Origin of the sequence: Streptomyces sp. NBC_00210, from assembly GCF_045160975.1 — a bacterium.
In the GTDB taxonomy this organism is placed as follows: Bacteria; Actinomycetota; Actinomycetes; order Streptomycetales; family Streptomycetaceae; genus Streptomyces.
The window spans coordinates 8,728,065-8,754,377 of sequence record NZ_CP108120.1; the positions used below are offsets into that span (position 1 = coordinate 8,728,065).

Annotated in this window: 26 protein-coding genes and 1 pseudogene; 13 read left to right on the forward strand and 14 right to left on the reverse strand. The window is 68.0% G+C overall.

What is annotated here, in order from left to right:
- Window position 1: 1 nt before the first annotated feature.
- The 4 genes from OG729_RS39190 to OG729_RS39205 all read left to right on the forward strand — a co-directional run bounded on the left by OG729_RS39190 (window position 2) and on the right by OG729_RS39205 (window position 6,489).
- Window positions 2–1,222, forward strand: a complete 1,221-nt coding sequence (locus OG729_RS39190) for a hypothetical protein (RefSeq protein ID WP_405810939.1) — start codon at window positions 2–4, stop codon at window positions 1,220–1,222.
- Between the two features lie 154 nt (window positions 1,223–1,376).
- The gene (locus OG729_RS39195) at window positions 1,377–2,870 is read left to right on the forward strand and encodes an SCO6880 family protein (RefSeq protein WP_405810941.1); all 1,494 of its coding nucleotides are present in this window, start codon (window positions 1,377–1,379) and stop codon (window positions 2,868–2,870) included.
- A gap of 302 nt (window positions 2,871–3,172) precedes the next feature.
- Entirely contained in the window at window positions 3,173–4,702 is a 1,530-nt protein-coding gene (locus OG729_RS39200; protein WP_405811443.1) for an ATP/GTP-binding protein, read from the forward strand.
- Complete coding sequence (locus tag OG729_RS39205; protein ID WP_405810943.1) at window positions 4,699–6,489, forward strand: TraM recognition domain-containing protein; 1,791 nt, start codon at window positions 4,699–4,701, stop codon at window positions 6,487–6,489. The genes OG729_RS39200 and OG729_RS39205 overlap by 4 nt, the downstream gene beginning before the upstream one ends.
- Window positions 6,490–6,539: 50 nt before the next feature.
- On the opposite strand, the gene OG729_RS39210 is transcribed toward OG729_RS39205, so the two are convergent.
- From OG729_RS39210 to OG729_RS39220, 3 genes are all read right to left on the reverse strand, one after another.
- Window positions 6,540–7,664, reverse strand: coding sequence for a hypothetical protein (locus OG729_RS39210; RefSeq protein WP_405810945.1), 1,125 nt, complete (start codon window positions 7,662–7,664; stop codon window positions 6,540–6,542).
- Between the two features lie 155 nt (window positions 7,665–7,819).
- Window positions 7,820–8,815 carry an inositol polyphosphate kinase family protein gene (locus OG729_RS39215; RefSeq protein ID WP_405810947.1) on the reverse strand — a complete coding sequence of 332 codons (996 nt, stop codon included), beginning with the start codon at window positions 8,813–8,815 and terminating at the stop codon, window positions 7,820–7,822.
- A 266-nt stretch (window positions 8,816–9,081) separates the two neighbouring features.
- Window positions 9,082–10,293, reverse strand: coding sequence for a hypothetical protein (locus tag OG729_RS39220; RefSeq protein ID WP_405810949.1), 1,212 nt, complete (start codon window positions 10,291–10,293; stop codon window positions 9,082–9,084).
- 201 nt (window positions 10,294–10,494) lie between these two features.
- Between OG729_RS39220 and OG729_RS39225 the strand changes: the two genes are divergently transcribed.
- The gene (locus OG729_RS39225) at window positions 10,495–10,923 is read left to right on the forward strand and encodes a DUF4913 domain-containing protein (protein ID WP_360875820.1); all 429 of its coding nucleotides are present in this window, start codon (window positions 10,495–10,497) and stop codon (window positions 10,921–10,923) included.
- Window positions 10,924–10,959: 36 nt separating this feature from the next.
- Here OG729_RS39225 and OG729_RS39230 read toward each other — a convergent pair whose 3' ends face one another.
- Both OG729_RS39230 and OG729_RS39235 read right to left on the reverse strand, forming a co-directional pair.
- A complete protein-coding gene (locus tag OG729_RS39230) occupies window positions 10,960–12,195 on the reverse strand; it encodes a DUF418 domain-containing protein (RefSeq protein ID WP_405810951.1) in 1,236 nt (411 codons plus the stop codon).
- Window positions 12,196–12,204: 9 nt separating this feature from the next.
- Window positions 12,205–12,654: a hypothetical protein gene (locus OG729_RS39235; RefSeq protein WP_405811477.1), complete on the reverse strand. Its 450-nt coding sequence runs from the start codon at window positions 12,652–12,654 to the stop codon at window positions 12,205–12,207.
- A gap of 1 nt (window position 12,655) precedes the next feature.
- Between OG729_RS39235 and OG729_RS39240 the strand changes: the two are divergent.
- The 3 genes and pseudogenes from OG729_RS39240 to OG729_RS39250 form a co-directional block, all read left to right on the forward strand.
- Window positions 12,656–12,874, forward strand: a pseudogene (locus OG729_RS39240) (hypothetical protein); the annotation flags it as partial.
- Between the two features lie 13 nt (window positions 12,875–12,887).
- Window positions 12,888–13,082 carry a hypothetical protein gene (locus OG729_RS39245; RefSeq protein ID WP_405811479.1) on the forward strand — a complete coding sequence of 65 codons (195 nt, stop codon included), beginning with the start codon at window positions 12,888–12,890 and terminating at the stop codon, window positions 13,080–13,082.
- A complete protein-coding gene (locus OG729_RS39250; protein ID WP_405811444.1) occupies window positions 13,079–13,618 on the forward strand; it encodes a Tn3 family transposase in 540 nt (179 codons plus the stop codon). The genes OG729_RS39245 and OG729_RS39250 overlap by 4 nt, the downstream gene beginning before the upstream one ends.
- A gap of 216 nt (window positions 13,619–13,834) precedes the next feature.
- On the opposite strand, the gene OG729_RS39255 is transcribed toward OG729_RS39250, so the two are convergent.
- On the reverse strand, window positions 13,835–14,431 hold the full coding sequence (locus tag OG729_RS39255; protein WP_405810953.1) for an NADPH-dependent F420 reductase: 597 nt from the start codon (window positions 14,429–14,431) through the stop codon (window positions 13,835–13,837).
- Window positions 14,432–14,472: 41 nt separating this feature from the next.
- Window positions 14,473–15,291, reverse strand: a complete 819-nt coding sequence (locus OG729_RS39260; protein WP_405810955.1) for a 3'(2'),5'-bisphosphate nucleotidase CysQ — start codon at window positions 15,289–15,291, stop codon at window positions 14,473–14,475.
- Window positions 15,292–15,428: 137 nt separating this feature from the next.
- Between OG729_RS39260 and OG729_RS39265 the strand changes: the two genes are divergently transcribed.
- The 3 genes from OG729_RS39265 (at window position 15,429) to OG729_RS39275 (ending at window position 17,905) form a co-directional block, all read left to right on the forward strand.
- Window positions 15,429–16,334 (forward strand): LysR family transcriptional regulator, encoded by a 906-nt coding sequence (locus tag OG729_RS39265; RefSeq protein ID WP_405810956.1) that lies wholly within the window; start codon window positions 15,429–15,431, stop codon window positions 16,332–16,334.
- 666 nt (window positions 16,335–17,000) lie between these two features.
- The gene (locus OG729_RS39270) at window positions 17,001–17,243 is read left to right on the forward strand and encodes a hypothetical protein (protein WP_405810958.1); all 243 of its coding nucleotides are present in this window, start codon (window positions 17,001–17,003) and stop codon (window positions 17,241–17,243) included.
- A 305-nt stretch (window positions 17,244–17,548) separates the two neighbouring features.
- Entirely contained in the window at window positions 17,549–17,905 is a 357-nt protein-coding gene (locus OG729_RS39275) for a hypothetical protein (RefSeq protein WP_405810959.1), read from the forward strand.
- Between the two features lie 79 nt (window positions 17,906–17,984).
- On the opposite strand, the gene OG729_RS39280 is transcribed toward OG729_RS39275, so the two are convergent.
- From OG729_RS39280 to OG729_RS39300, 5 genes are all read right to left on the reverse strand, one after another.
- Window positions 17,985–18,311, reverse strand: a complete 327-nt coding sequence (locus OG729_RS39280; protein WP_405810961.1) for an IS30 family transposase — start codon at window positions 18,309–18,311, stop codon at window positions 17,985–17,987.
- A gap of 93 nt (window positions 18,312–18,404) precedes the next feature.
- A complete protein-coding gene (locus OG729_RS39285; RefSeq protein WP_405810963.1) occupies window positions 18,405–18,773 on the reverse strand; it encodes a VOC family protein in 369 nt (122 codons plus the stop codon).
- A gap of 356 nt (window positions 18,774–19,129) precedes the next feature.
- Window positions 19,130–19,324 carry a hypothetical protein gene (locus OG729_RS39290; protein ID WP_405810965.1) on the reverse strand — a complete coding sequence of 65 codons (195 nt, stop codon included), beginning with the start codon at window positions 19,322–19,324 and terminating at the stop codon, window positions 19,130–19,132.
- A 281-nt stretch (window positions 19,325–19,605) separates the two neighbouring features.
- Window positions 19,606–20,076 (reverse strand): hypothetical protein, encoded by a 471-nt coding sequence (locus OG729_RS39295; protein WP_405810966.1) that lies wholly within the window; start codon window positions 20,074–20,076, stop codon window positions 19,606–19,608.
- Between the two features lie 10 nt (window positions 20,077–20,086).
- Window positions 20,087–20,596, reverse strand: coding sequence for a GNAT family N-acetyltransferase (locus OG729_RS39300; RefSeq protein WP_405810968.1), 510 nt, complete (start codon window positions 20,594–20,596; stop codon window positions 20,087–20,089).
- Window positions 20,597–21,646: 1,050 nt separating this feature from the next.
- Here OG729_RS39300 and OG729_RS39305 point away from each other — a divergent pair.
- Window positions 21,647–23,548 (forward strand): hypothetical protein, encoded by a 1,902-nt coding sequence (locus tag OG729_RS39305; RefSeq protein ID WP_405810970.1) that lies wholly within the window; start codon window positions 21,647–21,649, stop codon window positions 23,546–23,548.
- Window positions 23,549–23,611: 63 nt separating this feature from the next.
- Here OG729_RS39305 and OG729_RS39310 read toward each other — a convergent pair whose 3' ends face one another.
- On the reverse strand, window positions 23,612–24,292 hold the full coding sequence (locus OG729_RS39310; protein WP_360875842.1) for a hypothetical protein: 681 nt from the start codon (window positions 24,290–24,292) through the stop codon (window positions 23,612–23,614).
- A gap of 285 nt (window positions 24,293–24,577) precedes the next feature.
- On the opposite strand from OG729_RS39310, the gene OG729_RS39315 reads away from it, so the two are divergent.
- Window positions 24,578–25,102, forward strand: a complete 525-nt coding sequence (locus tag OG729_RS39315; protein ID WP_405810971.1) for an NUDIX domain-containing protein — start codon at window positions 24,578–24,580, stop codon at window positions 25,100–25,102.
- 265 nt (window positions 25,103–25,367) lie between these two features.
- On the opposite strand, the gene OG729_RS39320 is transcribed toward OG729_RS39315, so the two are convergent.
- Complete coding sequence (locus OG729_RS39320; RefSeq protein ID WP_405810973.1) at window positions 25,368–25,763, reverse strand: hypothetical protein; 396 nt, start codon at window positions 25,761–25,763, stop codon at window positions 25,368–25,370.
- Window positions 25,764–26,313: the final 550 nt, after the last annotated feature.

Here is a 26,313-nt window from a genome sequence, read left to right on the forward strand (position 1 = left end):
CATGGCCTGCCCAACCGGAAACCCCCTTGCCGACGCCGTCGTTGGCTTCTTCTCCTTCCTCGGCAACCCGATCGGCACCATCGTCGAGGGCATCGCCAACGCCGTGCTCGCGGGCGCGATCGCGGTCTTCGGTGAACTGACCACCTCCATTCCCACGCTTTCCTCGTCCGGGACCTCGCAACAGGTCAACAACCAGACGCAGTGGGTCGTGGTCTATACGGCGGTCGGCTCACTGATCTTCGCCTCGATCCGGATGGCTCTCGAGCGGCGCGGGGAGGCAGGGGCGACCGCTCTCAAGGGCCTGCTCCGGGTGATCCTGGTGGCAGGCGCCGCGACCACGGTGGTGACTCTTCTGGCGGGCCTGTCCGACCGGTACGCCGACTTCCTTTTCAAGAAGGGTGCCTACGAGCAGCTGACCAGCAACATCGGCTGCCAGGAAGGCAACGGCATCGAGTCGTTCCTGCTGCTCGTCCTCGCCTTCCTCCTGCTCATCGCCGCCATCCTGCACACCATCCTGCTCTACATCCGCCTCGGCGTGATGATCGTGCTCCTGGGCACGCTGCCGCTGGCCGCAGCGGCTTCGATGACGGACTGGGGCAACGGCTGGTGGCGCAAGCACATCGGCTGGATGATCGCCTGGTTGCTCTACAAGCCCGCGGCAGGCCTGGTCATGTACGCCGGCTCGGCGATGATCTCGGACGGTCCCGACAACGACATCCACGAGCGGATCGCCGGTATCGGCGTGATGCTTCTGTCGGCTGTCGCCCTGCCCGCCCTGCTCAAGCTCGTTGTGCCCGCGACCGCGGCGCTCGGCGGCGGAGACGCCGTGGGCAAGGGGATGGCGACCATGGGCGGCGCCGTGGCCACCGGAGCCAGATCGCTCGGCTCCTCTTCGGTGGGCAGCGGTCAGGGCGGATCGGCGGGAAGCCCCGGGCCTTCGGGTGCTTCGGGCTCTTCGGGCTCTTCGGGCTCTTCGGGCGGTGCGGGCTCCTCCGGCGGCACCGGCGAGGCCGGTCAACAAGGCGGTGCGCCAGGGGGCGCTGCCGGTGGTGCCGGGGCCGGCGCTGCCGGTGGTGGTGCTGCCGGTGGTGCGGGAGCTGCGGCCGCCGCGGGTCCCGCCGGTGCGGCGCTGGGTGTGGCGATCGGCGTCGCCAAGGGAGTGGGGCAGGTCGCATCCGGTGCCCTGGACGGCGCGGACGGGGACGCGGGCCACAACAGATAGCGGCTCCTGCGCCGACGCGTACTGCTGCCGGGCGGGAAGGCGAGGCCCTTCAGGGTCCCGCCCCCGGCCCGGCCCCGGCACATTGCCGCAGTCCGCCGCCCGGCGATCCAGCAGCGAGTCCGCAAACGAAGCAGAAGGGAAAGGAAGCACAACCATGTCTACGGAAGCCGTTACGCATCCCACCTACGGGAACTGGCGCCGGCCCAGGAGACCAGGGCTCGGCCCGCTCGGTCTGGTCGGCACCGTCGGAGTGTTCGGCGGGCTGGTTCTGGTGCTGCTCGCGTCGCTGGTCTCGCTGGTTGCCGCCGCGGTGGTGCTCGTCCCGCTCGTGGTCGTACTCACCCCGCTGACCCTGCGGACCCAGGACGGGCGCAACCTCTACCAGTTGATGACCCTGCGCATCGGCTGGAGGCGCCGTAAGGCCAAGGGCGCGCACCTCTATGTCTCGGGCCCCTTGTCACAGCGCCCCGGTGGCCGGTTCCGGCCGCCCGGCCTGCTGAACCGGGTGACCGCGGACGAGGGCCGGGACGCGTACGACCGTCCCTTCGGAGTACTGCACCACCGCAACCGCAACCTGTACACCGTCGTCCTCGGCTGCGAACCCGACGGCGGCTCCCTGGTGGATCCCGACCAGGTGGACGTATGGGTGGCGATGTGGGGCGAGTGGCTGGCCCGGCTGTCCCACGAACCGGGGCTGCGCGGCGCCTCCATCATCATCGAGACCGCCCCCGATCCGGGCACCCGGCTTGCCGCCGAAGTGCTGCCCCGGATCTCGCCGGACGCCCCGCCCGCCGCGCGCGCGGTGATGGAGGAAGTCGTCCAGCGTTACCCGTCCGCCTCCTCCGAGATGCACACCTACATCACCCTCACCTATGGCATCCCGCCGGGCCAGAAGCGCAAGCACGAAGACGTTCTCGCCGACCTGGCGATCCGGATTCCAGGTCTTCTCAGCGGACTTGTCGGGGCCGGCGGAGGCTCGGCGTATCCGCTGTCCGCGGAACGGATCGCCGAGGTCGTACGCGTTGCCTACGACCCGGCCGTCGCGGCGGACGTTCTCAGCGCGCGGGCCCAGCACGGCGGCACCGGACTGGAGTGGGAGGACGCGGGACCGGCCGCCTGCCTCGAGACGGTCGACGCTTACCAGCACGACTCCGGGATCTCCCGCACCTGGATGCTGACCCTCGCCCCGCGCGGCACGGTGCGCTCCGGTGTGCTGCGCGGCATGTTGGAGGCCGCCCCCGGGACCCGCCGCAAGCGGGTCGCTCTCCTTTACCGGCCCATCGACCCCGCGACGTCGGCGCGCATCGTCGAGGCGGACCGCCGCAGCGCCCAGTTCATGGCCACTTCCGGGCGCGGCATGGTGCAGGCGCGAGCAGCTTCCGAGGTACGGGCGGCCGAGCAGACAGCCGCGGAGGAGGCGTCGGGCGCGGGTCTCGTGGAATTCTCGCTGATGCTCACCGTCACCGTCGACTCCGCCGACCAGCTCGGCGACGCGAGCGTGACCGTACGCAACCTCCTGGCCTCCTCGCGCATTTCGATGCGCCCGGCCGACCGGATGCAGGCTGCGGCGTTCAGCTGCACCCTGCCCACCGGGATCCTTCCGTGGGAGCAGACGCTGGTTCCGCACGAGCTTCAGGAGGCGCTGTGAGCGGGAACCGTTCCCAGGAGCGCGTCCTGGACCTCGGCGCGGGCTGGCCGAAGGGGGCGTCCGGCGGCACCACCGCCTTGAGCGGTATCACCCTCACGGGGGCGGACACAGAGGACGACACCGAGAAGAAGGGCCGGCCGAGAACCAGGAAGAAGACCAGGAAGGAAACGCGGAAAGAGGCGCGGAAGGAGACGCAGAGGGAGGGCACGGGCGGGAGTAAGAACCGTTCCGCCCGCCCGGTCCGTGAGCAGTTCGTGCCCTCCCGCGGCTGGCCGGCCCCCGGTGGCGGCCGCGTCGGCTATATGGACCCGCCGACCATGTGGCGTGCCACCACCGTGCAGGCGTGCGGGCTGTGGCCGTTCGCGGCCGGCTCCGGTGCGCCCATGACCGGCGTGCCGCTGGGGCAACATCTGTTCACCGGCGCCACTGTGTGCGGCGACCCGCTGAGCTGGTTCACCCGGGCCCGGTACATCTCCAACCCCTCCCTTTTCATGCTGGGCATGCCGGGACTCGGGAAGTCGACCCTGATCAACCGAATGCTCATCGGGCTGTCCGCCACGGGGGTGGTGCCGCTGGTGCTGGGCGACCTCAAGCCGGACTACGCAGACACCGTACGGGCCCTGGGCGGCCAGGTGATCTCCATCGGACGCGGGGTCGGCGGCATCAACGTCCTGGACCCGGGTGCCATGGGAGCCGCCGCCGCACAGATCGGCGGCGAGGCGGGCAAGGCGCTGGCGGCCGAGACCCACGGCCGCGTGCTCAACATGGTGGCGGCGCTGATCACGATCGTGCGCGGGCGGCCGATGGACGACCACGAGCAGTCGGTGCTCTCCGCGTGTCTGCACCATCTGCGCGAGCGCATCCCACAGAGCCGCACTCTCCTCCTGCCCGACCTGCTGAGGGTGCTCAACGAAGGACCCGACCGCGTGCGCGCGGTCACCCTGGACCGAGGCGACGACACCCGGTACCGGGACGCGGTCGATCCACTGCACCGCTCGCTGCTGGGCATCCTGGACGGCCCACTGGGCAGCACCTTCGCATCCGAGACCTCGACGCGCATCAACCCCGATGCCCCCGCCGTCTGCATCGACATCTCCCGTATCGGCGAGGCCGACACGCAGCTGACGGCCGCCGCGATGCTCGCGGCCTGGTCGGACGGCCTCGGTACGGTCGCGGCCTCGCACGCCCTGGCAGACGCCGGACTCGCGCCCCGGCGCTGGTTCTTCACCGTCCTCGACGAGCTGTGGCGCCCACTGCGGGCCGCCTCGGGCATCGTCGACCGCATCGACGCCCTGACCCGCCTCAACCGCTCCCTCGGCCTGGGCGACGCCAAGATCACCCACACTCTGAAGGATGCCGAGGCGCTGGGCAGTGACTCGGACCGGGCCAAGGCCAGGGGCTTCGTCGAGCGGGCGGGCATGGTGGTGTGCGCCGGACTGCCGCGGGCCGAGATGGAGGACCTGGGCAGGGTTGTGGGCCTGTCCCGGCGGGAGATCGAGCTGGTCTCGTCCTGGTCCTCGCCGCCCGGCTGGGCGAGCGCCGGGGCGAACGAAGAGCCGCCGGGACGCGGCCGGTTCCTGATCAAGGTCGGTGGCCGGCCCGGTATCCCGATCAAGGTCGCCATCACCGACACCGAACGGGAGCTGCACAACACCAACACCCGCTGGACCTCCAACGGATACGCCGAGGAACGGGCGGCCGAGCGGGCCGCGGCCAAGGCGGCCGCGTTCGCCGCCGGTCCCGGTCCTGCCCTCGAAGACCTCGGCCCTGCCGCGGACTTGTCCCGTCCCGCCGCCGACCTGTCCGATCCGTCGGGGAGGTGGACCGCATGAGCGGAAAGCCCGGCGGTCTGCACGGCAGCGATCTCGCCCCCTGGGCGATCGTGGCCGTCGCCGCCGTGAACCTGGTGCTGTTCGGTGTGACCTGGCTGGGTGGCACCGTGGGCGCGGCGGCGACGGGGGCGGGCTGGAATCCGCCGCCCTTCGTCCTGTCGACCTTCGCCACCCTGGTTGCCGACGGCCCCGGCCGACTCTGGCCCGGCACCTCCCCGTACGCCGTGTACGGCGGTGTGATCGCCCTGTTCGCGGTGATCGCCGTCCTGTCCGCCGTGGCCGTGATGAGGATACGAGGGGTGCGCTCCCGGCCCAAGGGCCTGGCCGGCCGACGGGAACTGGCGGCCATGGCTCCCCAGGGCATCGCTGCCCGCGCCCGTGAACTGCGCCCGTCGCTGAAGGGTGTCGACGAGCTGCACCCGGACGAGACGGGTAATCTCCTCGGCGATCTGGAGCCGTCCGGGCCCGAACTGCGTTCCTCGTACGAGGACGTGGAGCTGGATCTCATGGCACCGCGCGCTGGAAAATCCACCGGAATTGCCATCCCCCGGGTGCTGCGGGCCCGCGGTGCGGTGCTCCTGACCTCCAACAAGTCCGATGTGTACGCCGTCACCCGCGCCGAACGGGCCAAGATCGGCACGGTGTGGACATTCGACCCCCAGGGCATCGCCCACACCCCGCGCGGCATGTGGTGGGACATGCTCGCCGAGTGCGTCACCATCGAGGGAGCCCGGAGACTGGCCGGACACTTCGTGGCCTCCGTCAACGACGACTCCTCGCAGAAGGACTTCTGGATCTCGGCCGCGCAGAACACGCTGACCGCTCTCTTCCTTGCCGCGGCACGTGGCAAGGCGTCTGTGATCGAACTGCTCGCGTGGCTCGCCGACCCCGCGGACCGTGCGCCGATCGACCTGTTGCGGGACGCCGGGATGACCGCAATGGCCGACCAGCTGCAGGGCACGGTCCGCGGCGCGGTGGAGACGCGCGACGGCATCTACGAGACCGCTCGCCAGTGCGTGGCCTGCCTTCTGGACCCGGAGATCGTTGCCTGGGTGACCCGCGACCCCGACCTCCCGCAGTTCAGGCCGGAGCAGCATGTGCTCGGGCGTGACACGCTGTACCTGCTGTCGAAGGACGGTGGTGGCTCGGCCGCGGGCGTTATCGCGGGCCTCGCCGACGCCACGATGCGGGCAGGAGTGGTTGCCGCCGAGCGGATGGGTGGCCGGCTCGACCCGCCGATGACGGCGGTCCTCGACGAGGCCGCGAACGTCTGCCGCATCTCCGATCTGCCCGACCTCTACAGCCACTTCGGCTCCCGCGGGATCAATGTTGTGACGCTGCTCCAGAGTTACCGTCAGGGGGCGCGCGTCTGGGGAGACGCCGGCATGGACGCCCTGTGGAGCGCCGCCACGGTCAAACTGCTGGGCGCTGGGCTGGACGACGCCGACTTCGTGGAGAAGATCTCCAAACTGGTCGGCCAGCACGACGTGAGCACCGTCAGTGTCTCCAAGAGCAAGGACGGCTCCTCCCGCTCCGTCTCCTACCGGCAGGAACAGGTGCTCCCGCCCGACAAGATACGGGCGCTTCCCAAGGGCACCGCACTCCTGCTCGCCACCGGTGTACGGCCCGCGCTGATCCGGCTCCGCCCCTGGTACAAGGAGCCGAACGCGGGCCCCATCTCGGCGGCGGCCAAGGCAGAAGTGGAGGCGATCACCGAGCGGGCTGCACAGGCATGGTCGAAGGTGACCCTGACGAAGGGGGCGGGCGACCCGGTGGAGTCGGCCTGAGAGGGGGCGTGGCGGACCGGGGGTGGTCCGCCACAGGCCCGTGACCGGGCTCATTGCCTTAGCGAGGTGGAGCGGGGCGTCTGGGGCTGGAGCACGGGAGACGAGTGCGACTGCGCCGTCGCGGGACGGTGCGGTTCGCCCGACGGCAGCTGCTGCACGCCGTTGCTCCTCGAAGCAGCTGCCGCGGCCGTCGAGGCAACTGGCTCAGAGGTGGCCTGGCCGGGGGTCGGGTTCGGGGCTGTTCCGGCAGGGCTGCTCAGCCGCACGGCCGAGGCCGTGCTGCGATTGAGGGGGATGTCGTCGTCGACGGCGGAGCGGGAATTTGAGTCGAAGCGGGAGGCGGCACCGAAGGTGTCGCCTGAGCCGAGGCCTGAGCCGAGGCCTGAGCCGAGGCCCGAGTCGAGGCCGTGGCTGCTGGAGCTGTCCCACGTCCCTGAGCGGAGACTGGCGCTCTCGGACATCGATGGGTAGTTCGCCGCGCCCCGACCTGCCTCCTGGGTGGTCTCCTCGGCCTCTCCGACGGACTTCCCAGCACCTTCCGAGTTGGCGGACTGGTTGATCGAGTCTGCGTACTCGATGACACCTCGGGTATTGCCGAGTTGCCCGCGCTCGTACAAATCCCGGAGCACGCTGTTCCCGGACAGCGCGATCTCCATCGCCTGGGCCATGGTTGCGACCTGGCTCTCGTGTTCGCCCTCGTACCGGCCAACAAAACGGTCCTGCGGGCGCTCCGCCATATTCTGTTCTTGGTACGTATGCGGCGCGGGCTCTCCAAGGAGCTTCCGGATCAGGCGGGCGATGAGCTCCTGGACCGCGGACAGCGTCGAAGTGTCGTCCTGTTGCTGCCCCATGGCGGCACCGTCACCGTCACCGGGACCGGCCCCCGGCCGCCCCTGTGTCGTGGCGGCATCCTCGTGCGCCGCGCGCGGAGGGCCCTCTGTCTGCGAAGGTGCGGCCCGTACGCCCGGTTCGGCGGACGGTGAGCCCAGCCGGGTGACATAGTCACGTACTTCTTCCAAGGCCTCCGCAGACAGGCCCGAGCGGACCGGCGCCCGCTGCAGAGCCGCGAGGTCCTGCAGTATCACGTCCTTGGCGACCGCGACGAGTTGCGGATTGAGCGAGGCCATGTCCTCGCTCCTGCCCGGCTGTTCTCCCGGCCGGCTGATCGCAGGCATGACGGCATTCCTTCCTGTCGTGTGCGTGATGTCGGTCGAGGCAGTTACGGATGCGGCTCCGTAGGGTTCCGCGCTCGCCCCGGCGCGGCGCGCAGAGGGGTTGGGGCCCGACCTCATGCTGGCCAGGCCCCGTGCGCGCGGCCGCCTGTGTGGGATCACAAACGCCGTGTGACCTGCTCAGTGGACGAGTTGGCGACCGCGACAGGTTTCGTCGACCTTGAGGTGACGACGGCTTGTGCGGCTCCCTCGCCCCTCATGAGCGCCGCACCGGCGACATTGTCCCGCCCTGCTTTCTCCGTACGCACCGTGTTCGCGGCTTCGATGAGATTGTCCATTCCCGAAAGGAACCTGTCCCTGTACTTGTCCTTCAAATCGACGGCACTTTGCGGGGACTCCTGGGCCGTAGCCGCAGGACCCGCGGTCACGTCCGTGATCTGCGTCAGCGGATGTCCGGCATCGATGACATGAGCGAAGTCGATGAGCTTGGCATCCACAACCTGATTGCCGTCGTGGGTCCCCTGAACGGAGAAGACGCTTGACGCGATGAACCCGAGATCGCTCTGCTGAGCGGCGTTCTTGATCTCCTCCATCTTGCCGATCAGCTGGTCCCACACATGGGGATCGTCGGAGAATTTCCGAAGAGTCTCCATGGATTCTCTGCCCGCCTTCAGACGGTTGTCGGGCGCGTCGTCTCCGCCGACGACACGGAATCCGCGGTCGGAACTCCGGGTGGCCCAGTCGACGACCGAGAGTTTCATCTCCTTCCATGCCGCCGCCGCGCTGCTCATACCGTGCTGCTCGTGCAGTTCACGGCGACTCGACGTCTTGTTACCGACCTTCACGTCGAGTTTCTTTACATCCCCCTGCGCCATGTTCTGGAAGAACACATGTGTCTGGTCGTCCAGGCTCGCCTTCTCCTGGGCGGTGAGCTGCGGCTGCAGCTCCCTCACCTGCTGCGCCGTGTACGACGTCGGCACGACGGGCGTCATGTGCGGGTATACGCCCTGTCGAACCCTTGCGTAGAACTCGCTCTCGACGGAGTCCCGCGGGGTGCTCTTTGCAAGAATGCTCCCGTCGCCGATCGCTTTGATGGCGCCGTGTCCTCCTTGATTGACTGCTGCATTCTGAGTTTCGCCCGGTGGCGTGGTCATGGCTGCTCCTCCCGTGATGCGTGAACCCGAAGAATGAGGGGGTTCATCGACTGTGACCACAACGCGATCGGGCTCCCAGGGGTTCAACGGACAGCATTGTGGGCGTCTTCGGGATCACCGTCGCCACGCGGGTCGACGTGCGCACGGGCAGGCGGTACGGAAAGCCGAGGATGATCCGCCGGGAATCGCTGTCGCAGTGCCGCTGCCGGGCATGTCCCGGGGGCTCGGACCGCGTCCGAGCCCCCGGTCAACTCACAGGTCAAGCCCTACATGGAGTTGCTTCTGCCGGCACTGGGCGACTGCGGCGGGCTCGCTGCAGCCGACAGGGTGGGGGACGACTGGGTGCTCGCTCCGCGAGGAGGAGTGGTGTAGCCCGGAGGGTGCGGCTCAGTGGACAGCCGCATAGTGGAGACCATCGCTCGGGTGACCGCCTCATCGTTGGCCTGGCGCCAGCTGTTCTGGTACTGCTTCGTGATACCCAGATCCGGGACCTCGGTCCCGGCCGGTGTTTTGACGGTGGGCCACGTAATGCTGTCCCAGGTGGCCTTGGGGACCTCCACGCGGACCAGTTCGCTTTCGTGCGTCGGCGTTGTGGGATTGCCGTAGACGCCGTGGATCGAGTCGTACAGCGACGACATCGCAAAGTGGCCGATGACTGTCTGGCGGTGCTGTTCACCGGGGTTCCACTTGGCTCCCAGTTCGGTGTCCATACCCACAACAGCGAGGTTGAAGCGATTTCGCTCGTACTCCCCGCCCTGTCCCGGACGAGTGACGATCTGTCCCTTGTCGATTCCCGTGTTCACGAGATTCGCGTAATTTCCGATCATCTTCTCGGCGGCGCCGCGCATGACCTCTTGCCCCTTGCTCTCGCCGGGCCGGGCATACATGGCCCAAACGTCCAGGTGTGGAAGAGAATGTATTTCGGCTTCATTCGCCGGGTTTTGGCTGTACTGGCTGTACGAGGGATTACCGATATGCCGGGCGACTGAGTCGTCGGCGAGCTTGGGGACCTTGAACTCGACGCCGTGCAAGGAGCGCAGGTCGTTGGTGGGGGTGACATTGGAGCTTCCCTGATCCGCAGCCGTCGGCTGGGTGGAGAGGTCCAGTGAGAGGCCCCCGTACTTGCCGAGAACCATGTAGTTCGTCAGGTCCTTTACCGCGATCTCGCCCTTGTTGCCCATCTCCCACTTGATGACGTCGCGCAGCGTATCGCCGTTGTACCGGCTCATGTTCTCTGCGAATTCGTCGAGGTGATCGGCAATTATCTTGACCTCGAAGCCGGCCGCTTCCGCCGCCTCCCTCATCTGCCGCAAGGTCTCATCACCCGTGTTGTTCGGACCGATCCTGCTGGGGTGCACCCAGAAGTTGCGCTGCTCGTCCGGACTCTGCTTCGGATACTGCTGCTGAATGTTGAGCAGTCCCTGCTTTGCCCAGTCGGGCGGCGGGCCGCCGACCCAGATCGTTTGAATGTCCGGCATGGAACTCCCTTTCGTCTGCGCTTTGGCGCCGATGTCCAGACCACGACGGATTCCGGACTTCTTCGGTTCAAGCCGTCCGCAACGGCTGGTGAGCCCTGAACCCTGGTCGTCCCGGTCCCGTAGTACCTGTGCCGACGAGAAGCACGACGGCCAGAAGTACGCGTAGCGAAGTACGCCGACCGGACGGGAGCGGATCCGTACATGACCAGCGCCGCCGAGACCATCGAGCCGACGGGAACATCCGAACCGGCCGCACCGCCCCAGCAGCAGGGGCCGCAATTCATCCTCTACCTGAGCGGCCCGGTGTACGACGAGGCGCTGCGCAGCCTGACGCTGTGGGTGCGCCATCTGCTGATCCCGGTCTATGGAAGGGAGACCACGTCCGCGGCTGCGTGGTGTCCCCGGTGGTGGGAACACGAGGAGGCCGTGGCCCAGCTGTACGGGCTGTGGATGGCCTGGCAGGAACTCACCGACCCGGGGGCCGGACTGACCGGACCCGCCGTCTGGCACCGGGACTACCTCACCCATGTCATGGCCGCGTTGAGGGATCCCTCCGGTCCGTTCGCCGGCTGCAAGCCCGGGGCGCACCGCGCCAAGGATGCGCCCCAGATGGACGCCTACGACGGCTGAGCCCCGGCGGTACGACCCGCACGGCGCCCCGCCCGGTCACGGGACGGCTGCCGCGTCTTCAGCGCGCCGGCCGTCGCCCGCCGCCCCATACGTTCCGGGGAGGCCGCCCCGAGTGGCCCAGCGCAGAAGGACCTCCGCGGGTCCGTATCGAGCGTGTCGCAGCAGCAGCGCGCTGAGGGCCAGTTGGGCGGCGTAGAGGACGAGACAGCCCGCCAACACGACCCCGGTGCCGACGCGGTCGTACAGCCGGAGGCCGTAGCCCGTGAAGACCAGTGCCAGAATGAGGGACTGCGTGAGGTAGTTGGTGAGCGACATCCGTCCGGCGGGCGCGAGCGCGTCACCGATCCTGCGGCCCACCCGGGTCCGTACTAGCAGCAGCAGTGCGCAGGCGTACGACGCGGTGAGGGCGGGCGCGGTCAGGATCCCTGCTGCCCTGCCGACGTAGAACCATCGGCTGTCCAGCGGGCCGTCGGAACACACCGCCATGAACACCCCGCCGGCCAGCCCGACGGGCAGCCCGCGGCGGATGATCCGCTTCATTCGTCCGATGTGCCGGTCCGGGTCGGCCAGCGCGCGCCACCTGCCCGCGGCGAGGCCGACGAGGAAGGCCGCCAGTATGTCGGCGGCGAAGAGCAGATCCCCGGTGAGCGCGTCGGGCAGCAACCGCGCATTCGCGGCGACCACCGAACCGGGACCGCCTCGGTACGCTTTCACGGTTTCGGATGCCGAAGCGGCGAAGGCCTCCGGCCCGACCGGCTCCGTCGTGGAGACGAGGAGAAGGCCGTAGGCGAGGAACAGGACGGCGACCGAGCCGAGGAGGCCCGCCGCGACCCGCAACAGGGTCCGGGGTGACGCCGCGCGGAACGCGAACATCACAAGCCCGAGTGCCGCGTACGTCATCAGGATGTCGCCCGGGAGCAGCAGTACGGCATGGGCGAGACCGAGCAGGAACAGCACCGCCGACCGCCGCAGATGGCGCGGTGCAAAGGCGGTTTCCGCACTCTCGGCCGAACGCTGCTGGATGGTGAAGCTATAGCCGAAGAGGAACGAGAAGAGCAGATAGAACTTGGTGGCGACCAGGGCGGTCACCACCCAGGCGGCGGCGCGGTCGACGGCCGAGGCGCTTGGGCCATCGCCGAGACCGGTGTAGGGGCCTGCCATGAGCTGCGCGTTGACGAGCAGGATGCCGAGCAGGGCGAAGCCGCGCAGTACGTCGATGTCGCTGATCCGTGCCGGCGGTACGTCGGCACCTGGGCGCAAGGAAGTTGGCACGCCCGCTGCTCAGGAAGCGAGAGGAGCCGCGGCCCGGGTGTCGGAACCACCGGCGGGCACGGGGGCCGGGGCCCGGGTGTGCGGGCACCTGTGAGCGGAGCCGTCGTCCAGGGACCTGCGGGCGGCGATGGCCGCGAGCGCCCAGTCCACCGCGAAGAAGCACAGAGCCGCCGCCGCGAAAAGGACACCGGCCAGGGCCGAGATGCCCGCCACGACCGCACCCGTCGGGCTGCCCGGCCACAGTGCTCCCGTCCCGCCGCCGACCAGGTCGGTCAGGGAGGCAAGGGAGAACGGGGGCGGGTTCCAGCCGTCGCCGATCAGCATGACCCCCAGGCTGCCGCCCAGCCAGACGGCGGTGAGGGCGAGGGGGGTCAGCGCCACCAGAGTCATCAGCCAGAGGCCGAAACCTGCCGTCCCCGGCACGTCCTCTCGGCCCACTCGATCCTTCAGGACACTCACGCTGCCTCCATGTCTCGGTACCCAGAGGGTTTCCTCGGCACCCACAACGGGATCGCCCGGGAATCAGTTCAACCCCGGGCTCGGCCTCGCGGAGCGCCTGCCCAACACCGAGCCCAAGCTCCGCGAGCTGTTCGCGAAACTCCAGGCCAAGCACGGAACGGTGCTGGTCGTGGTGGACCAGCCGGCCTCGATCGGGGCCCTGCCGCTGGCCGCCGCCCGCGACATGGATCGGCGTGCGCTCACTGGCCGACCCGCTCCCGATCGACACCGCCGACGAGGGCATGGGCCACATCGCCTTCCTGCTGCTGGCCCTGTTCGCCGAGATGGACGCACCTTCACCGCCGAGCGGGCTGCCCACGCCCGCGCCGTCGCAGAAGCAGCCGGCCGCCGCATCGGCCGGCCCGTCGCCCACCCGCCGACAAGATTGAGTACGCGCGTCTGCTCGCTGCGCTACCTCTCGGATGCCCCACTGCGCCGGCGGGTCACCGCGGCCACGCACAAGGTCGAGGCGTTCAACGGCTTCTCCCAGTGGATCGGCTTCGGCAGCGGTGGCGTTATCACCGACAACGACCCCGTCGAGCAGGAGAAGACCGCGAAATTCGCCGCTCTGCTCACGAACGCAGTGATCTTCCACAACGCCCTGGACATCGCCGAGATCGTGCGCCAGCTCCAGGAGGAGGGCCACGTCGTCGACCCCGAGGACCTGGCCCACATCTCGCCGTACCTGACCGAGCACATCCGCCGCTTCGGCGAGTACTCCACCCACGAACTCGGCCCTGAGCCCGAGGCGTACGACCCGCACCTGGACGTCGACTTCAGCCCGCTCCGCGGCGACGGCCCCGGCGCGGACGGCTATGGCCAGGCAGCCTGGCCATCGATGCCAGGTCACTACTTCAGCGGCAGCGTGATGCCGTCCGGCGCCAGCGCCATGCACCCGCACGCGCACTTGGATCGGCGAGTGTGAGGCCGGTGCCGACGGCCGCCGCGGGCATCGGCGGGCAGATTCGCGACCAGCTCCGCAAGCGCGTCCGCCGTGAGATGGGCCGATTCCTCGGTGCGAGGCCGACGGCCCGGGAAGGGTGGCCACGGGTCCCCGTCCGGCGCTGAATCGCCGGCCCTGGCTGCGCTGTCGTATCCGTTCTGGATGTGGGCCCGCCGGGGGTGGTGCACTGTGTGCGGATCAGCGGGCGATCGAGATCGCGAAGGGCGCGAATCCGCTGGACCGAATCACGTGGGGTACGAACAGTATCGCGGCCTCCGTGGCGCGGGCGGTCTGGATCCCGCCGAGATCAGTGATCCACTCCTTGTGCCAGCCGAGGTTGCTGAGCAGGTCACGGACGGTCTGCTTGGCCTGCGGGTCGTCGCCGGAGAGGAAGGCGTCGGGCGCCTGGGTGAGCGTGGCTGGCGCGGTCATCACCGGGAAGAGCATGGTGTTGAGTGTCTTGACGACGCGCGTCTCGGGGAGCGCTTCCTGGAGTTGCTCGGCGAGGCTTGAGCCGGGGTAGATCAGGTCGGCGGGCAGTCCGTCCGGTCCGTCGACGGTGGCGTTGGAGACATCGATAAGGATCTTGTCGCGCAGTTCCTCGCGCAGGGCGACGAGCCGGTCCAGCGAGCCGGCGCCCGGGGTGGCGTTGATGACGATCTGGGCTGTCCGGGCAGCGTCGGCGGCGGCGCCCGGTGCGCGGTCCGCCACGGTCACCTCATGCCCTGCCCGGATGAGGGCTGTGGCCAGGTTGCCGCCGACGCGGCCGTTTCCGAGAACTGCGATCGTGGTCATGATGATCTGGTCCTTCCGTGCGTGCAGGTTGTGGTGCGCGGTCAGCGTGAGAGCGTGGCGACGGCCTCGGCGTGGACGCCGGGCGCGGCGGCCAGGAAGCTCTCGCTCTGGGGGGTCCAGGGGCGGCCCTGGGCGTCGGAGATCTGTCCGCCGGCCTCGGTGACGAGCAGCGCCCCGGGCAGCAGGTCCGCGCGGGCGCCGGCGAACTGCCAGAAGGCGTCGATCCGGCCGGCGGCCACGTTCAGCAGGTGCAGGGTCGCGGGCACGGCGGTGCGGACGACGAGCGCGTCGAAGAGCATCGCGGTGATCGAGGAGCCGACGCGCCGCACGACCTTCTCGTCCTCGTCCGGCCGGGCCTGGCTGGTGGCCACGATGCTCAGGCCGAGGTCCGCAGTGGGGGAGACGTGCAGCGGCCGGCCGTCGAGGTGGGCGCCCGCGCCGGTGAGCGCGGTGTAGGTCTCGCCGGTCAACGGCAGGTGGACCGCGGTGAGTACGGGCTGGTTGTCGCGCACGAGGGTGGCGGTCACCGCCCACTCCGGCAGGGCGTGCAGGTGGTTGACGTTGCCTTCGGCCGGATCCACGACCCACCATTCGCCGGGCGGCAGCGCCCCGCCGTCCAGTTCGTCCTCCACCCAGCCGGCGTCCGGGCGCAGGCGCGTGAGGCGGGGGCGCAGGATGTCGAGGGCCGTGTCGTCGTTGGCGGCGAGCGCGCGCATCAGCTCTTCGCGGGTCTGGTAGCGGACCACTTCGCCGAAGCGCTCGCGCAGCGCCGAACCGGCCGCGCGCACGGCGATCGCGGTCTGGCCGAGCAGGTCGGCGTCGGAGGCGGCGACGTCAGTGGTCTGAAGCGTTTCGGACATGGTGGAACTCCCGTGTGAGGAGGGGTGATGAGGCGGGTCGGGCCGAGCTGTGCGTTCCGTCTTGCGCTCTCGTCTCGAAGGTATACAGCCCCTTCATTAACTTCAAATGCATGTCAAGCACGGCTAGGATTACTCACATGCAATTGGATTTGAACCTGCTCACCGCGCTCGACGCGCTGCTGGAGGAGGGAAGTGTGGCCGGGGCGGCCGCGCGCCTGCACGTCACCGCCCCCGCGATGAGCCGGAGTCTGGGCCGAATCCGGCGCACGACCGGGGATCAGATCCTGGTGCGCACCGGCCGCACGATGACCCCGACGCCGTATGCGATCGCCGTCCGGGAACAGGTGCACGAGCTGCTGCACCAGGTCCAGGGGGTGCTGGCACCGAGCCGTGAACTCGATCTGGCAACGTTGGAGCGCACTTTCACACTCCGCTGGCACGATTCCCTGGTCGCCTTGAGCGGCCCCGCACTGCTCGCGGCCGTACGCGGACAGGCGCCGGGCGTGCGATTGCGCTTCGTCGCCGAATCGAGCATCGACACCCCCGAGTTGCGGCGCGGCGAGGTCGACCTGGAGGCGAACGCCAACCGCCCGAGCGCACCGGACATCCGTGCCGAGAACGTGGGCGAGACCCGCCTCGTCATCGTCGTGAGGCAGGGGCACCCCCTCACCCGCGTCAGGACCGTGACCGCAAAGCGGTACGCCGCCGCTGAGCACGTCACCGTCTCGCGACGTGGAAACCTCAGCAATGCCCTCGACGACGCCCTCGCGCGGCTCGGCCTCACCCGCCGCGTGGTGGCGACCGCGCCCACGGAAGCGGCCGCGCTGGAGTTCGCGCGCGGCTCCGATCTCCTGATCAGCGTCCCCGAAGCCACAACGCGGTCAGCGGTCGCCGACCTCGGCCTGGTCGTGCTCCCCCTCCCGCTCGAACTGCCGTCGGCACCGATATACCTGTCGTGGCATCAGCGCTACGACACCGACCACGCCCACGCCTGGCTGCGCGGGCTGGCGCGAACCGCGCTGGCCATGTGCGGAGCGTCGTAGTCGGCGCCATCCGGCCGCTTCACCCATACGTCCACGCGACCACCTTGATGCCGCACGGCCGGCCGCTGTGCGGACCCGCATCAGATCACCAGCCCCCGGCGGTAGGCGTACACGACCAACCTGAACGCGGTCGCGAAGCCCGAGTTTGCCGAGAATGCAGGACACGAACGTCTTGACGGTCTCCTGGCTGCCTCCACCCCAATGCTGCTGGCCCGCTCCCGCCACGCCTCCGTCCGCTCCCTGGAGCGGTACGCACGCCCCAGCGTCGGCGCGGTCGCTCGGCACGTCGCCGAACACGGCGGCGATCTGCTTGAACGTCAGCAGCGGCTTGTCCGCGCGGGTGCTGGCCGTGGGGGCGGCCAGACCGACGCCTGCGGCTCGCGATCGCGGATCTGTGGGAGGGCGTCGGCGTGGCCCTCGGAGATCTGGGCGAGCAGCTGACCCTGGTCCTAGTGCAGCGCCGCGCTGATCCTGCGAGGGTCACGCGGCCTTGAGCGGGGTGCCGTCGTAGGCCCATCGGTACGGCTTAGCGTCGTGCTCGTCGTAGGCCGTGACGAATTCGCGGATCGCGTCAGCGAGTTCGTCAGGGGAGCGAACTGGCCCCGGCGCAGCATCCGCCAGGTAAGGGTAGACAAGAAGATCTCCACCCTCCGGGAGGGGCCCGGCATGTCGGTCACCTTCACCGCCGAACTCACCGGCGACCCGGTCGACATGAACAACTCCAACGCCGTCCGTGTGCTGGACACTCTCGGATACGCCGGGCCGTACGGCGACGAGCACGCCCGGCTATTCCTCGGCCGCGTCCTGCTCGCGTTCGTCCTCGACCCGCCGACGCGGGGCGCCCCGCCGTCACGGGCGGCCGCTTCACCGACTGCGGCCATATCGAGGGCTATGCCCAGTCGCGGCTGAGCAGCTGCGCGGGCCGGCCGAGTACGCCCAGGCCCGGTGCCTGCGCGTCACCTGGGGCTGACGCCCTTGCCCCGCCCCATCCGAGGGCGGGGCCGCACCGCCGGCGGCGGTGGTGTGGCACCCCGCCCGGGCCGAGAACACCCCTCGAGAAAGGGCACCCCTGATGAGCGCACCCCGCTACGACGACAACGTCAGCCGGACTGTCAGCATCCTGACCCTGTCGGCCCGTATCGCCGAGTCCGGCAGCATCACACGTCTGCCGGGCTCTCCTGTCCAGGGTTGTCTTGAGGTGCGAGGATGCGTGAGTGGTCGCGGAAGCAGAGTGGGATCGGGTTCGAGGCGAGTTGCGCTTCGGTCAGGTCTTCACGGGCACTGTCGTGCGGGCGCCCAGACCTGGGGCGATCGGGGTCTTCGTGGATATCGGCCTCAGCGTGGGAGGGTTCGTCGACGTCGTGATGCTGCCGCAGCGCAGCAAGGACTGGCCCTCCGAGGGGACGGTGACCGACTTTGAGGTCTGGTGGGTGCACCGCCATCATCAGCAGGTGCGGCTGAAGCCGTCTGACCCGCAGTATCTGTGTGAGGATTTTGCCGAGTTCGTCGCCCGCTTCAGGCCCAATTGGCCGTCCGAGATCGGTAGAGCTGTTATGGGTGCTGGGCCATAAACTCTGTAGGAGTTATTCAGGCTTCGCTCTGTGGAAGCGTGAAGCGGCGGATTCGCGTGATCATCGCAACGTTGCAGGCTCAGCGTGCCAGAGCTGCGGCGAATGCTTGTGCTGGGGTCTGCCAACTCAGTGTCTTGCGGGGTCGGTTGTTTAGCCGGTGCTCGATGGCGTGGAGGTCGTCAGCGGTGTGGAGGGACAGGATTGTGCGCTTGGGCAGGTACTGCCAGATCAGGCCGTTGGTGTTCTCGTTCGTCCCCAGCTCCCAGGGACTGCCCGGGCGGGCGAAGAAGATCCCGTCGGTGAAGTAGGGGGCGAGTTCGTGATGGCGGGCCATCTCGGAGCCTTGGTCCCAGGTGAGACTCCGACGTGCCTGCTCCGGCAGTAGAGATCGAGGAGCTGGGACCATCCCCACGGGTGCGGGGAGCAGTCGTCCGTGACCAGTTCGACCGTTGCGGGGAGGGGACCACCATCCCCGCGGGGGCACTCTTGAACCCCCCAGTCAGCCCCTGACGATGCAAAAGGGATGCCCAGCCGGATCGGTGAGGACCCGCCATCTGTCCTTATGCGGCTGGTGATCCGGCTTGCCCGCGCCCAACTCCAGCAACCGGGCCTCGGCCTCGTCCAGGTCCACGACGTCGAAGCAAAGGTGAAGCTGCTGGGGAACGGCCTGGTCAGGCCAGCTCGGCGCCCGGTAGTCGTCGACCAGTTGAAAGCCGATGAGGAGTCCATCCTCACGGTTGAGACCGGCGAAGTCGGCGTCCGACTTGGGGTGGGGTTCAAGGCCGGTGGCCTGCTGATAGAACGTCGCCAGAGCCAGCGGATCAGGGCAATCGAGGGTTATCGCGCTCAACTTCATCTGCAGGGGCATGACACCTCCGGGCCGATCAACAGACTTTCCCGATGCACACCCTAGAGGCGCTGCCTACGGTTGAGCGGGACCGCGAGAAGCACATTCGTCCCACTCAACCGTAGGCACTGCAGGTCAGAGCCCCACCGTGTTCACAGTTATCTGGGACAGGACATCATCGTATGACCTCGGTGGGGGACCATCCCCGCGGGTGCGAGGACCAGGCGTCCAGACCGCGTACGACAAGACGTTCGAGGGACCAATCCACGCGGGTGCGGGGAGTAGTGCTACGGCATGCACGACTCGGGGGATGCCTGTGGCCCATGGACTGGTGACGAAATGCATGTTCTGGGATGACGGAAAACGGGCCGGGCGTACTACGGAGCCGGTGGTTCGCGCGGTCGGGCGTCGATGTCCGGCCTGGGCTGGAGTTCGGCGCTGAGTACCGGGTTGGTGGTCAGGTCGGCGTGGGGGAGGCCGACTCCGAGGTCTTCAGCGAGGCGGAAGAACAGCCCTCGTGGCCCCAGGGGGCCGTAGTCCTGATTCTCGGGTGCGGCACCCAGTGCGCGCATTGCCGGGGTGAACCTGTGTGGATCGCAGCCCGTGTAGTGATCAGGGTGGAAGCCCATCACGATGTTGATGGCGGTGATCAGGCGCCCGTTCTCGGCGTAGCGGACCTCCCCAAGGGCTTTTCGTTGGCGTGAGGTACCAGGGCCTGCATCCCCATCGAGAGCCTGTGAAGTCGGCCAGTGTCACTCTTCGTTCCCCAGCTGCTCAGGGTTCGAGACGGGCGTCGGAGGCCGCTCGTCTTGGCGGCTCCTGAACGGAGGGGTCCCACCTCGGTTGCTTGGACTCAAGGGGAGGCGAGGCTCGCGCGTGCTGCGGTCATGAAGGCGATCTTGTGTTCCTCGAGGTGCTCGTTGACCTCGACGTCGCCGATCTCTCGCCACACCGCCTGGTTGAGTGCCCGACCGTATGTGTGCACAGGGGCGTGCAGGTCCGCGTCGCTGAGCAGCACGAGGTGCCGTTCAGCGATCCAGAGCCTGGTCATGGCACCCGAAGCGGTGCTGTTCCAGTCTTCGTCATCGCCCCAAGCCTCGGGCCGGCTGTAGGCCGCCCGTTCGGCATCCTGGGCGCAGGCGATGAAGTCCTTGATCGCCTGCATCTGCTCTGCTCGGCGCGCCTCGCTGGTGGCCGCTGCCTGGCGGCGTTCCTCCAGCCGTTCGGCGGAGCGCTGAGTGGCGCGCTGGGAGAGCGCCGTCAGGCCGCCGCCGAGGGCGACGCCTGCGAGTGAAAAGATCGGTGCCCACACTTCCATCGCCACGCGGCGCCCCCTACGACAAGTCCTTGTGCATCACCGTGCACATGGTCTCGTACCGGAGCAGTGAGCCGTCCGGCGCCTGGACGTCCCAGGCGTCCGGCCGGCGACCGTGGGCCAGGTAGCCCAGTCGCTCGTACAGGGCCCGGGCCCGTGGATTGCTCTCCTCCACCGCGAGCTCGGCCCTGTGCAGGCTGCGTGACCTGATGCGGTCCTCCGCGGCCCGGATGAGCATGGTGCCCAGACCACACGACTGCAGGGCCGGGAGTACCCCGAGCTGCCAGAGTGTGCCTACACCGGCTGTGACCTGGTAGTCGATGCCTCCGATCGCCACCGGAACATCGGCCGGGGTGCACACCGCCAGATAGTCCACATCCCCCGCTGCCGCGCGCACCAACTCCCGTTCCACCTGCATCAGATGGGCGGTCGAGCCGGACCACGTACAGGCCGGCAGATCAGTGGGCGTCAGGTCGCGGACGAGGACTGGCACGACAACCTCGGCCACCCCGGTACGAGGAAGTCTCATGCGCCTATCCGATCACCCCAAGGAGCCTACGGACCAGAGGGTTTCGCGTGCAGGCCCCCGCCACGTGGTGAAATCCGCAGCCGCCGCAACGTCTCACAGCCCTCGCCCACATGGACGTCCGCTGCGCCGGTGGGTGGAGCCCGTTTTGGGGAGTCTCCGTGACGGCCGTCACCTATAGAACGCGGCAAAACCGCAGATCACTGAGTCGTCATCATGCAGTTGGGACCATCCCTGCCGGTGCGGGGAGCAGAACTCCGGGCTCAACGTCAGCCTGGGGGTGGGGGGACCATCCCCGCGGGTGCGGGTTCAGACTGCGCGACCTGCAGTTTCATCGCGGAGGTATACAGGTTTCGCAGAGTTTCTTGGAGTCCGGCAAATCGCCCATAAGGTCCTCAGTGTTCCGTCGGCACGCCGAGGGCGGCCATGTAAAGCGTTCACTTTTCGGCCCCCGACCGCCACAGGTTGATCGATATTCGCCTCGAGGCCTTTGCAGCTTCTGACGGGCGAGGGCCGCAACAGCGGAGTGCTGGGCCGTCTCGACCGCGTCCGTGCCAACTCCGTCAAGAATGAGCGGGATTGGAGCATGAAGATCTCCCGGCCCAAGAACGCCAAAGGCTCGGCTGGATCATGCACGCACGCCGCAACTGCCGTGACTGCCGTGACTGTGAGCGCCTGCCCGAGGTGAGAGAAGCGCACCTGGCCTGGGCGCTCATCACCTTGATGACCCGTCGCCTGACCGCGGCGGCTGCCGTCGACGCCGCACCCGTAACCACCCGGCCTGAGCGAAACTTTGACGGGGTTTTGTACAACCGTGTCGAGTGTCACGTCCGTTAGCTCCAGTTAGGGACGAACGCACCAGTTCACGGCCTTGAATGGCCCTCATGACCACGCCTAGACAAGAGGCGGCGCGACCAAGCCGATCCATCCGATCAGCCCTGCCCCTGGGGAACACGCGGGGTAGGGCCAGAGGGGAAACATCTCTTGTCTGGAACTTCCAGAAGAAGTCGCATCCTGTCCCGCTTAGCCTGCGGCGCCGCCACCGTGCTGCTCGTGGGATCCGGCGTAGCGACCACCGCATCCGCCGATACCTTCGATCCGAACCCCGACCCCAACGCCGCACCGTCCACACGGCCGGCCGCAGGCCCCGAGAAAGAAGTCAGGGCCGGAGCCCGCCCGGTGTCAGGCAAGAAGCCGTCCGCCGGACCGGCCTGGAAACAGGTCGACGAGGGGCTGGGCACCTGGAGCGTGAACACCCGAAAGGTCCAGCTGCGGAACACCGTCACCGACGCCGACGGCGACAAATCCACCCTCACCTTCGAGGTGTGGACCGTCGACTCCGGCGGCAAGCCCAAGACCAAAGTCAAAATCGAGGACAACGAGTACGGCGTTAAGGTGTCCGGCTACGTCAACTCCGGCTCCGCAGCCACGGTAAGCGTCGACCCCAAGTGGTTGAACCCGAAGGTCGACTACGTCTTCCACACGAGCGCCTACGACGGCTCCCTGTATGAGACGTCATGGTCGCCGTGGGCGAGGCTCCGCATCGAACTGCCCGTGGACCTGGCGCTCCCGGCGCCTGTCTTTGACGCGCCGAACCCGGGCTTCACCACTGCACCCAACAGCAAGCAGACCAAGCCGCTGGCCTCTGGCGGCGTCACGCGGAGTACCTACAAGGCCCGGAAGCAGTGCGGTCCGACCGACAAGGACGGCCGCCAGGTGTGCATCGCCGCGACCCCGGCCAAGCCTGCCGAGTCCAGGAGCACGCGGGATGTGGGCTGGTGCGAGAACGGCGCCATGGGGGCCTACGCCGACCGGTTCAAGGAGTGCGATACCCGGCCGGTCACCTACTACCTGGGCCCCGAAGACGACCCCATCGCGAAGGCTGAGTTCAACTTCACCCGCACGCTCCGCCTGGACGGCCCGGACAGCTTCACCGAAACCCTCACCATTAAGGGCGTCAAAATTCCGGACGATTTCGACGGTGGCATCAGCCTGTCCGCCTTCAACGGTCACATCTGCCAGGGCTCGTGCAAGCCGATCGAGCCCCAGGGCGGGGACTGGACAGCTACCCCGACCTGGAGGCCCGGCGACACACACACGGCGTCGCTGACCACGAAGTACACGTGGGATGCGTCCGCAGCCGACATGACGTACCGGTATAAGCCGGACGTCAAGATCGAAGGACAGGTCCACTCGCCCGGCATGGAGCAGAAGGTCGACTACCAGTGGAGCAAGGGCTACTGGAAGGACAACCCCGACCTCGACCAGATCCGTTGCGACACGCTGACCACGCACACGGCGACGGGCTGCGTGTTCGTCAACTCGGCTCCGACGTATGTGTTCAACGCGAAGAAGCATCCGCAGGCTGCGGCGCACGCGTGGCTGATCCAGACCATGCTGCCGAACCATGCCGGTTCGGAGTCGTATGGCAAGCCCCTGTACTACATGGGTAACAGCGATCAGAACACGACGAACCGGGGCCGTATCTGCCCCAAGCGGTGGGCCGCGGCAAGCGGTGATGCCAGTGCACTGGACGATGCGAACGACGCTCTGAACTGTGACGAGTTTGCCTTCGCGTCCTCATACAACAGCGGCGGCATGAAGAAGAGCGAAGGCGGCCTGAACGAGGCCGTCCCCACCGGCTCCACCACCGGCGACCCGGACGGGAGCGCCTGCGTGCAATCCTTCGCCAAGAAGCACGAGACGAAGATCCACCTGTACAACATCGACAACGGCAAGGTGCCGACCTTCAACGAGGTGTGCGGGCGCTCGTCCATCTCCGGCAACCAGAACCAGCAGTCGATGGGCGGAAACTTCAACAACTTCATGAAGCAGATGCGCATCATCGACAAAGACGCCTACTGGCTCAATACCCGCATGACCGGGAACTGCGCGGCCACCGACGCGTTCGGCAAGCCCGTCAACCCTGTCATCTGCACGATGACCGCAAAGTAGCGGCAAACACCTGAAAGGCCGGTGGGGGCGCCCCAGGTGGGGTGTCGCCACCGGCCGGTGGGGTCAGCTCTCCGGCATCGGGAGGATGGCCAGCGGGAGGAGGCCAGCTTCGACAACGGCGCGGTCGATCGTCAGACCGCAGTAGCGGCCGACACCGGTAAACACGGCCAGGGGGAGCTGTTTGTGATGCTCCTCAAAGTACTGTCGCTCCTCTTCCTCAGTCGTGTCGGAGTCGTAGTACGCGGAAGGAAACACCGCGCCTGCCACCCGTAGTGCGGCGTCCAGTGTCGGTGACCACTCGGCGGGCTCGCCGAACTCCGCCTGCCAGGTCCGATTGTGGTCGCCCGGCGCGTGGAGGATCAGCTGCGGGGGGTCCCAGCTGTTCATCGTCAGGCAGACGATCTCCTCACCAGTGCGCGGCTCCATTGCCGCCACACTCCGGTAACCCGCGTAGAAGGTCGCCATGCCCCAGTCTTCCAGCACATACAGCCAGTCACCGCAGGTGCCGTACATGGCCCAGTTGATATGCGTCTTGTACCCGCTGGACGGTATAGCTAAGTCGTTGCGGTCTTTGTACAGGTCCTGGCAGTCAAGCTGTTCGGGGTCGGCTCCGAGGCGTACCAAGAAGTCTTCCGTCTCCACGCCTCGGGCTGCTGTCAGCGAAATGCTGCCACGCATCCCGGGCACGTCGCCCTTCGCATCCTCGTAAGCGTGCTCACCGATCCATCGAATTCCGTCAGACATGCCGCCAACCTATCGGCGGGCGGAGAGGACCACTGTGAGGAGCGTCATGCTCGGGCGCGGTGAGCAGTGGCTGGCGGCCAACTGGATGTCGTAGCCGCCTGGACCATCCCCGCGGATGCGAGGCAGATCCACGAACTGGTGCAGGAGCAGACCGGCTTGGGACCATCCCCGCGGGTGCAGGGAGCAGCACGGTTGCCAGCGATATCGACGGTTTGCCGCAGCGTATGACGTTCATCAGATTGGTGACAGGGCTGTGATGTCAGTGCATCCCCGTATTTTGTCCCGATGACTCGGAACATGGTCGATGAGCGGGCTGTCGAGGCGGCAGTCATTGATGCCCAGCGGGCGGTGGCGGAGTTCGACGGGGCTTGTAAGTGGCTGGCCTCTGCCAGGAAGGGGCCGATGGAGCCGCTTGCAGCCGAGGTCTGGGTATTTGACGAGGACCTTGCCCGGGTGGTGTTGGTGAAGCACCGTTGGCGGGGGTGGGTTCCGCCGGGTGGGAAGGTCGAGGCTGGAGAGACGCCGCGAGAGGGTGCGAGCCGGGAACTCTTCGAAGAGGCGGGGCTTCAGCCGGAGTTGCTGTCTGAGCCGACGGCGGTCGCGGTTCGTTCGTTTCACCCGGACTGGCCGGTCACGCTCGGGTTGTCGTATGCCGCGGTCGTCGATGTGGCGACCCCGTTCGTCGCGGAGGCCGGGCAGCCTGTGGCCTGGATCCGCTTGGACGAGGGCTGGGAGAGCTACTTTCCCGATGACTTGGTTCGCATCCGTCAGCACGCGGCTTGGATGGCTGGTCAGGTGGGCAGTCGCTGAGGGGTCGGCGTGGGTCCGCGGCGGCGGACGAGTTCGCGTCGGAGGTGGAGGCTCTCGCCGTGGGCATGCTCCAGCACGTTCTGCAGGGCCTGTACTTCCCCCCGCCGGTGCGGGGATCAGTGGTCATGGCGGTCGGGGCTCCCAATTCCGCAGCCTCTGCGCCGTCCGAGGGACCATTCCCGCGGGTGCGGGGAGCAGTATCTGTCCGATCGCGTCGACGAGACCCGTTTGTCGCAGTGGGAGACGGACGGAAGCTGATATCTGGTCAGAGTTCGTAGGGGTAGAGACTGATCTTTTCGCGCTCGATGAAGAGGTCAACCCGCGTATGGGCGACATCTTCGGGCAGCGAATCAGCGAGATCCAGCAGGATCAGAGTGCCGTCCAAGTCCAGTACGGCGGCGCCATCCTTTGTGGGGTTCAGCCGCCCTCGCAGGACAATGCAGTGCCCGCCAGGCCCGACTCCCGGTCCGGAATCGGCAGCCGGTTTCACATTCCGCCCCCAGACGATGTCCTCATCGACTGTCCACTCGACGTGGTACTCGCCCGGCTCCGCGGTCTGGTCACCGCACCAGCGGACCATGGTCCGTCCGAACGGGGTCCGGATCTGAGCCAGCCAGGGACTCCAGGGAAATTTTGCGACCTTCTCCAGTTCGACCAGCATCGTTCGATCATGCAGCATCCGAGTTGCTGCCGGAACCCGTGAAGTTTCAGCGCTGCCTGGCACAGGTTCGCCCGGAACATGTGCGCTTTTGGGAAGTGGAGGTTCGAGGTCACGATCACGGACCGGCGTTCGTAAGCTGCGTCGATCACGCGGTAGAGCGCCTCGGCGCGGCCTGCCCGGATGGCAGCATGCCGATGTCGTCGACGACGATGTGAGGTCGCACCCCGATCCCCGCGGGGGCGGGGAGCAGGGCGGCCACGCTCCATGGAGCTTCTCCGATCCGGGACCATCCCCGCACCCGCGGGGGATGGTCTCGAAGCACGTCCTCGATGGAGCAGCGAACACGGCTGCTCCCCCCCATCCGCGGGTATGGTCCCGCCGAGAGGTCGGCGAACCCGAACGCGACGTACTACTCCCCGCACCCGCGGGGATGGTCCCACCAAGCTTGTGTACCTCGACGGCACCTCACTCTGCTCCCCGCCCCGCAGGGATGGTCCCTTCAAAATCATCCTGCTCATCAATTTCGGCATCTGCTCCCTGCGCCCGCGGG